The following is a 5,291-nucleotide window of genomic DNA, read 5'->3' as shown; positions in this document are numbered from 1 at the left end:
TTGACAGCCTCTACCTATGTTACCCATCTAGGGGATTATAAGGAATTCATTACAAAGATGGATTATCATTTGGAAAACCTGAACTCTCTTGTCTTTATAGCAGATGGCGCAAGGTGGATTTGGAAATGGATAGAACAACACTATCCTGAAAGTATACAGATTGTAGATTATTATCATTGTAAAGAACATCTATGCGAATTTGCTAAACTTTACTATAAAGATGAAAAACAAAGATATAAGTGGATTGATACATTCTCAGAAATGATGCTCACCAAGGGGATTGACCCCATTATTGTAACACTTGAAAAATTACCAGAACAGCGCAAAACAACTGGAAAAAGAAACACATTGATCAACTATTATCGTAAAAATAAAGACAGAATGCAGTATCATAAATATATTGAAAAAGGGCTGATAATAGGATCGGGAGCCATAGAATCTGCTCACAAAGATGTGCTGCAACAGCGATTGAAGTTATCTGGGCAGCGATGGACTATGGAAGGTTTTCAACAAATGGCGCAACTAAGAGTAGTATATAAAAGCAAACAAGAACACAGGATCAAACAATTATGCCAAAATGCAGCATAATGGGAAATTTGTCGTACACCCGGCTAATGGCTAATGCTATCTTTGCATATAAAAATAAAAAAACAGGTATTATAGCTGATCTAGTATTTGGCCCTAGAGGAAAAGATGCTGTTTTTAACTCTGAAGGTTCTTCTCAAGTTATCAATCAGCTATATGCATACTGGAATATTACCAAAAGTATTAAACTAACTTTTGGTAATTTTAATACCTTTTTAGGATATGAAGTCATTTCTCCATCAGAAAATTTTAATTACTCTACTTCATACATGTTTTCATATGGTCCATTCTCTCACACGGGGCTAAAAGCAGATTTTTCAATTAGCGAAAAATGGTCTGCGATCTTTGCTATCATGAACCCAACAGATTATACCGAAAATAACCCTTTTGACACCTATATTATTGGAGGGCAGTTAAGCTATAACAGAAACACCTATCTCAATATAAGGTATGGTAACGAAGGAAAACCACAGGAAGTCCACCCTACTTTTCAAATAGATCTTACCTCTTGGCAGAACCTCACTCCAACCTTTTATCTAGGTATAAACGCTACCTACCTAACAAACAAACTTGAAGATAATGAGAAATCATCTGGATTTTATGGAGTTGCCTTGTACCCTCAATACAAAGCATCTGATAAACTTTTTATTGGATTAAGAGCTGAGTATTTTTCTGTTTACAACAAAGGATTAATCAATATAATTGGATTAGACACAAAAGGTGATGGAGATGTAATTGCGACTACACTTACAGGAAACTATACTGTTGGCAATTTAACTTTAAAACCTGAGCTTAGATTAGATATCACCTCCGAGAACTCTTTTTTTGATACTAATAACGAGGCCTCCAAAAACCTTTTTTCATTTGTACTTGGAACGGTATATAAATTCTGATTACATAAACTCAATCCAACCTTCTGCTTTCTGATTCAAATTCTTTTGCATAGTTTTACATCTTTTAATCAAGATAATACGATAACTAAAAATCAATTATGAGAACAAAAAACGTTACAAACTTTTTAAAAACAGTAACTCTTTTTACTTTACTTTTTTCGAGCTATTCACTTTTTAGTCAGGAAGAAAAACCAGCAAATACTTTAGATAAACTATTATCAAAAGTAAGCTTATCAGGATCTGTTGATGGGTATTACAGACATAATTTTAATGCACCTAATGACAATTCTGTGGCTCCAAAAACATTTTTTGCAGATGAAAGTGGTTTTGCTTTAGGGATGGTGAATACCATTTTGAAATATGAAGATAAAAAAGTTGGTTTTGTTGCTGATCTTGTTTTTGGACCAAGAGGTCAAGATGCAGTGTTTAATTCTGATGAATCTGCTCAAATCATCAATCAATTATATGTGTATTGGAATGCTACAGAAAAACTTACTCTTACTTTTGGAAATTTTAATACATATATAGGGTATGAGTTGATTGCTCCTACAGGTAATTTCAATTACTCTACTTCGTATATGTTTACATACGGGCCATTATCTCACACAGGATTGAAAGCTAATTATTCTATTAATGACAAATGGTCTGCAATGCTTTCTGTGATGAATCCAAGTGATTATACAGAAAACAATCCTTTTGACACTTATATCGTTGGAGCTCAATTAGGCTATGAGGTTGACAAAGGCAGTGCTTATCTTAATTTCAGATATGGTAATGAAGGAGAACCAGGAGAAGTAGGCCCTACTTTTAATGCTGATCTTACTACAAGTTGGGACCTCAGCAATAAATTCTATCTCGGTGCAAATGTTACATATGTAACTACAGAGCCTCAAGAATCAGGAGATACATCAGGGTTTTATGGAGTTGCTTTATATCCACAATACAAGGCTTCTGATAAATTTTCTATTGGCTTAAGAGGAGAATATTTTTCTGTTTACAATGGAGGGCTAATTAATGTAATTGGATTAGATACTGAAGGTGACGGAGATGTAATTGCTACTACACTTACAGGAAACTATACTATCGGTAATTTAACCCTAAAACCTGAATTTCGATTAGATACTACTTCTGAAAATTCTTTTATTGATAGCGATGGAGAAGCTACTAAGAATCTTTTCTCATTTGTATTTGGAACGGTATATAAATTCTAATAACTCCTTTAAAAAAACATTAAATAGAAAGCGTCTTGAATTTTCAAGGCGCTTTTTTATTTATTTTCAGGATGTTTATCGTATTTTTTAACTCCAGCCAATATTTTTATAGCTAGATTATTTTCTTCTGGCGGAATAGGACAAGAATAACGATCATTATATGCACAATATGGATTGTATGCTGTATTAAAATCGATGAGAATAAAACCATCTTTGGGGGTTTTGAGATCTATAAAACGTCCTCCACTATAACTTGATTTTCCATTGGTCAAATCTGTAAAAGGCAGAAATAAATAATCTTCATACTCTGGCTGTGTTTTTAATCCTTGATTTTCATAGATCATCAAGACACATTTCTTTTCTTGTAATACAAAATGAGCTTCTCCATATTTTACATACAACGGTTCTCTTCCTGTAGTCGTTTTCATGATAAAAGGGGTCTCATGAGGGGTACGTATAAATTTTGCTCGAATACAAAAAGAAGTATCAATTTCAAAAAAATCAAGGGCCTTAAATTTTTTTATAGCTTTTGAGGGTAACGGTGATATTTCTTCTGTAGTAAAATCTTTATTCAACTTTTCCTGAAAAGATAATATTCTTTTTACCGTCGTAGAATCTTGCGCTACTATATTTCCAATGAAAAAAACAAATAAAACTGATAATCTAAACACTTGCCCCTATTTTTTTTGCAAAAGTACAATTTACGATTAGTTAACTAATTAATTTCAACAGAAATGTGCTTTAATCATAGATAAAAAACTATTTTTATTCAATTATTTAAAACTTTAACACAAAATACAAGTAGTTTCTTGAAAATTATTCTCCAATACTTCAAATCCTTTTCTGGCTTATCAAAAGAAGTTTGGTGGCTAGGTTTTATTACATTGATTAATAGATCAGGGGCAATGGTTATCCCTTTTTTATCCTTGTACTTAACAGATAGTTTAGATTTCTCTCTACAACAAGCAGGATGGGTAATGACTAGCTATGGCCTTGGTTCTTTTTTAGGAGCTTGGTTAGGAGGAAAACTATGTGATCAAATAGGATACTATAAAGTCATTCTCCTTTCTTTATTGTTAACAGGAGTATCTTTTATTATTATTCAATATTTCACAAGTTTTTGGAGCATCTGTATAAGTTTTTTCTTCCTAATTGCTATTGCCGATATGGCTAGACCTGCCTTTTTTGTAGCATTAAGTGCTTATAGCAAACCCGAGAATAAAACAAGATCGCTCACTTTTATTAGACTAGCTATTAATCTAGGGTTTTCTGCTGGACCAGCTATTGGTGGTATCATTATAGCATCAATAGGTTACTATGGTTTATTTTGGGTAGATGGGATTACCTGTATTATCGCAGGAATCGTAATGACACAAACCTTACATCCTAAAAAGGCTAAAATACTTGACAAAGAAGTCATTGTTGACAACCCTACAGAAGCCCATAAAGATGGTATCTACATATTATTTTTGATTGCATTAGCATTATTCGGGTTTATATTCGTTCAACACTTCTCCACCATCCCATTGTATTACAAAGAGATACATCATTTATCAGAGCAAAAAATCGGCTTATTATTGGCTCTTAATGGTGCGCTGATATTTTTTACTGAAATGCCTTTAATTGCTTATTTAGAAAAAACGAAAGTTTCTAAAATATCAAATGTAATTTGGGGATTTGCACTTACAGGAATAAGTTTCATCCTCTTCTTACTTACTCCCTGGGCAGGGATTTTGATTATAGGAATGGTCATTGCTACATTTGGTGAAATGGTCGCTTTCCCTTTTGGAAATGCTTTTGCTCTTGATCGTTCAAAAAAAGGAAAACAAGGAGCATACATGGGGTTATATACTATGGCATTTTCTGTTTCTCATATTTTTGGACATAACTCAGGAATGCAGTTAATCAATAATTTTGGCTATGATTTTACGTGGATTTTAATGTTTCTTATTTCTGTATTAGGAATCTTTTTACTTTATATCGTAAAACGAAAATCTGAACCCAAAACTATTGTAAATTAGCTTATTATTTTTCAATCTTTATCCTAATGAAACATTTATTTCTTGTCGTATCTATAGTATTTATTTTTGGTTGTTCACAGGTACAAAATCAACCAAAGGAAACACATCAAACAACGATTATAAAAAAAGAAAAGGTTTTTCCTAAACTAGTCTCAAATCGTTATAATGTTGCTTTCTTAATTATGGATGGAACCTATAATACTGAATTAACAGCCCCTTATGACATTTTTCAACATACACAATATCGCAAAAACATAAAACAGATGAATGTTTTTACAGTTGCCAATACAGATGAAGCTATTACAACTTTTGAAGGGTTAAAAATAATTCCTGATTATAATTACACACTAGATTCTTTACCAAAAATAGATATACTTGTTGTTCCTAGTGCAGAACACCATCTGAATACTGATCTTAATGATAAAGCTATGATTAAATTTGTACAACAAATTGATAAAACTGCTGAGTTTATAACCTCTCATTGTGACGGTGCATTTGTACTTGCTGGATATTCTATGGATACTGACCCCCATTCTGGTCATATTGACCCCTCTGTAGCTTTTGGTCTTAAAAAGATATGT

At 32.5% G+C, this 5,291-nt stretch carries 6 protein-coding genes; 5 read left to right on the top strand and 1 reads right to left on the bottom strand.

Features of this window, described 5'->3' with window-relative positions:
- The 3 genes from CVD18_RS21345 to CVD18_RS21335 all read left to right on the top strand — a co-directional run.
- A partial coding sequence (locus CVD18_RS21345; protein ID WP_199185070.1) for a UPF0236 family transposase-like protein occupies positions 1–588 on the top strand: 588 nt, incomplete at its 5' end.
- Positions 588–1,478, top strand: a complete 891-nt coding sequence (locus tag CVD18_RS21340; protein WP_233194613.1) for an outer membrane beta-barrel protein — start codon at positions 588–590, stop codon at positions 1,476–1,478. The genes CVD18_RS21345 and CVD18_RS21340, both read left to right, overlap by 1 nt.
- Positions 1,479–1,576: 98 nt before the next feature.
- Entirely contained in the window at positions 1,577–2,689 is a 1,113-nt protein-coding gene (locus tag CVD18_RS21335; RefSeq protein WP_103867494.1) for a porin, read from the top strand.
- Positions 2,690–2,745: 56 nt separating this feature from the next.
- Here CVD18_RS21335 and CVD18_RS21330 read toward each other — a convergent pair whose 3' ends face one another.
- Positions 2,746–3,360, bottom strand: coding sequence for a DUF1684 domain-containing protein (locus CVD18_RS21330; RefSeq protein WP_103867493.1), 615 nt, complete (start codon positions 3,358–3,360; stop codon positions 2,746–2,748).
- A gap of 138 nt (positions 3,361–3,498) precedes the next feature.
- Here CVD18_RS21330 and CVD18_RS21325 point away from each other — a divergent pair, with 138 nt between their 5' ends.
- Together CVD18_RS21325 and CVD18_RS21320 are read left to right on the top strand one after the other, a co-directional pair.
- Positions 3,499–4,710, top strand: a complete 1,212-nt coding sequence (locus CVD18_RS21325) for an MFS transporter (protein ID WP_103867492.1) — start codon at positions 3,499–3,501, stop codon at positions 4,708–4,710.
- A 26-nt stretch (positions 4,711–4,736) separates the two neighbouring features.
- Positions 4,737–5,291: DJ-1/PfpI family protein (locus CVD18_RS21320; RefSeq protein WP_199185124.1), on the top strand; the 555-nt coding region annotated here is incomplete at its 3' end.

Source organism: Aquimarina sp. I32.4, from assembly GCF_002924285.1.
In the GTDB taxonomy this organism is placed as follows: Bacteria; Bacteroidota; Bacteroidia; order Flavobacteriales; family Flavobacteriaceae; genus Aquimarina.
The sequence above is the reverse complement of the archived record's forward strand: the minus strand, read 5'-3'. Positions and strand labels throughout refer to the sequence as shown.